Consider the following 2,976-nt stretch of genomic DNA (forward strand, 5'->3'; position numbering starts at 1 on the left):
AATTTAAAGTGTCTTCTGTTTTCTATTCTAAAGCTACAAATCTTAGGATCTCAATTGTAGGGTATAAAATCTATTTTTTAAAACTTATTGTATTACAGGATAAGGAACCAATCGATATAAATCTAGGTAAACTTCTTCTTACATCAGACGTAATTAAATTAAAAGAAATTGTTGTAAAAAAGCGGAAAAGGTATAGGGATACGACAAATATTATTCTATACGATAAAAAATTTGAAAGAGAAATAATGATAGATGATTTGTTCTCGAGTAAATGGGGATTTTATAAGGATAAGGTAGGGAAATTATATTATAATGGAAAATCAGTTTCAGATGTTCTAGTAAATGGTTATGATTTTTTTGGAAAAAATAACTTGGGTATCTATAAAGATCTTCCTGCATTAATTCTTAACAATATTGAAATAGTAGAAACAGATATAGATAGCTTAACTAATATTACCTTATTAAATCCTACGGTCAAGGTTAACTTGAAGTTGAAAGAAAAGTATGCTAGTGGCAAATTTGGTAATGCGAATCTTGGAATGGGGAGTTTGAAAAGATATACCGTTGGCACTGACTTAAACATGTATAAAAAAAACCAACAGTTTTCGGTCACTTTGAGTTCTAACAATATCAATATGCAAGAGGGTGCTGTTCGGGAGCCTAACATCAGCTTTTCCCCTAATGGAAATAATACGGTAAATCATGGTTCTACAATCATGTATAGAAACTTATTTTATAAAAAAAGGATAGAATTTAATGCTTTTGTAAAAGGGAAAATTGGTGATACAAAATTTGAATCTATTTCGGAAAGAAAAGATGAGGTTATTGGACAATTCTCCAATACTTCCAGTTCATCCAACGCAAAAAAAAAAGCATTGGATGCCATGAATTTTACATTTAGTTATAAGATAGATTCTTTGAATTATCTTACAGTGAATCAAATTACAGAGTATAATAACACCAAGCAAACGGATTCTTCTAGTTATCTTATAGCGGCGGATGATGATTTTAGATCTAGTTCAAGAATAAATAAAAACAGCAGTTTCAATAGCTTGATGTCAACACAAAAGGTTGAATACCAAAAGAAATTTTCTTCTAAGAAAGGGCGATTTTTGAACATGAATATTTCTTTTGGGAATAGTCGGTATAATGTAAATGAAAATAATCAAGTTAAAGAGCGTACAAGTTCTATAGTGAATGAATATTTTATTAATGGAAACAGGCGCCTAGCTGAGAAAACAATAAATGTTAATACCGAATTTAATGAACCTATTGATGACATGGGCTATATAAGATTTTTATTAGCCTATAAAAAAGAAAGATTTAGTTTTGATGAGAATTTACTTAGAGATAATAACATTAAAGACATCAACAGTTCAACATTATATACTTATGATTATTTAAAACAGGGCATTAAGATTTACAAAAATTTAAATCGACTAGCCATTGATGCAACAATTGTTGGTACTGCCAATAGCAGAAGTTTTGAGGTCGGTAGTAAAAAGACTCTCTTTAATCTTGATGCAATTATCAACGTAGACTACAAATTAAATAAGCTAAGAAAGCTGTTGGGACAATATAGTAAAGTTACAAACTACCCAAATATGACCCAATTAACAAGCATCAATAGTCCTTTTAATATTATATCACAACAACTAGGTAACCCCAACCTCAGGCCAGAAATTAATGATAAACTGGAATTTACTTATGATTTAAAGAAAACAGATTCTTCCAATATATCTTTAGAAGGTAATATAAGACGGTACACTTCAAAATTTGGATTTAATATCAGCTCATCACCAGGTAAGCCTCAAACTATGTTCATTGATAATGTAGGAAGTAGTATGAATAGCGAACTAGCTTTTTCTATTTCCAAAAATTTAATTAATGGAAATAATTTTAGTTATAGATTAGGTTTGGGTTATCAAGAAATGCCAAGTTATATAAATAGAGTAAGGGAATTGAGAAGAGGGTTTACGGTTAATCAATTATTAGCTACAAATAAGATCATAATGAAAGATATTTTATCTTTTTCGCCTGCAATTTCCGTTTCATTGTCGAAATATTATTATCAAACAAACTCGTATAAGCAATTTAATCTAATTTATTCGGATAAATTTTCGCTAAATCTTTTTAAATTTCAATTGACCATATCTCCTATGGTTAGTTATACTTATATCATTAAGAGTAACTTTTCTTTTGCTACAAACCTCGAACTTAAAAGAACATTTTTAAAGAACTATGCTTCTGTATGGTTAAAAGCTTACGACGTTTTTAATTCCTACAATTATTTGAATAGTTTAAATAGTGCTTCTTATACACAGATTACAAAGTTTTCGAATCTAAGTTCCTATATTCTTCTTGGCGCTAATATTAAATTAAACAACATGAAATAATGTTAATATTTTCATTACATTTAATGAACTAAAACTTTAATTGTATGAAAAAAATTTTATTATTATTTGCAAGCTGCATTGCTTTCTTGCCTTGTTTTGGACAGATTACCATTTCTGCTCCGACATCTGCAACATCAGGATCGACATTTACAATAACAGCATCGGGAGAAACTTCAAGTAAATATGTTGCCGGCATGTTTTTATTTCCCTCACCTCAAACAACAACAAATCCTGCTTACCAATCCGTTGTTATTGCTAATCTTGATATTGCAGGATATCCTTATTCAATATCTGGACAACCAACTAAATTCTCTACAAAAATTACTACTACTGCTACTTTTCCTGTAACTGTTACCTTTAATGTTAGGTGTGATATTTTTACTTCCTCCCAAGCAAGTAATCAAGATCAAACAATAACAATTACCATTAATCCTGCAGTAACAACGTTTTATAATGTTGCAAAATCAGGTGTGTTTACAAGAAATAATTGTGGACCAGGGACTGCGGGTAGTGATGTAACTTATACCATACCGGCAAATACTTATAGTGCATCAAGTCAGGCTGCAGCAGATCAGTTGGC

2 protein-coding genes are annotated in these 2,976 nt (G+C 30.1%); both read left to right on the top strand.

Annotated features, from left to right (window positions below; translation table 11 throughout):
- A partial coding sequence (locus tag AQF98_RS21735) for an outer membrane beta-barrel protein (RefSeq protein ID WP_082435238.1) occupies positions 1-2,396 on the top strand: 2,396 nt, incomplete at its 5' end.
- Positions 2,397-2,440: 44 nt separating this feature from the next.
- On the top strand, positions 2,441-2,976 hold a 536-nt coding region (locus AQF98_RS21740; protein ID WP_152969794.1), incomplete at its 3' end, for a DUF5977 domain-containing protein.

This window comes from Pedobacter sp. Hv1 (assembly GCF_001412215.1).
Classification (GTDB): Bacteria; Bacteroidota; Bacteroidia; order Sphingobacteriales; family Sphingobacteriaceae; genus Pedobacter.